We start from the raw sequence: 243 nt of genomic DNA on the forward strand, positions 1-243 counted from the left end.
GAAAAGAAGTGTCCTGAAGCCTAAGCTCATTGCCTTGAAAAATGCTGAATGGACCAAAGGAAAGAAGAATGCTAAGCCTATGGAAGCCAGACCTATAATTTCTGAAATTCCAAGCGATGCCATCAGAAGACCCAACTCAGAAGAGGCCGAGGAATTTAAACGCCTGATCGCATCAACATCACAGGAGCATAAAGATAAAACGGTAAAGCTCTTGAACGCTATGTTCAATGAAGATATTAACAG

At 41.6% G+C, this 243-nt stretch carries 1 protein-coding gene; it reads left to right on the plus strand.

The features are described from left to right. The coding region (locus ACPYOJ_RS36365; RefSeq protein WP_481420537.1) for a hypothetical protein at positions 1-243 on the plus strand (243 nt) is incomplete at both ends.

Source organism: Rhizobium sp. SVR5-9E (assembly GCF_056755095.1).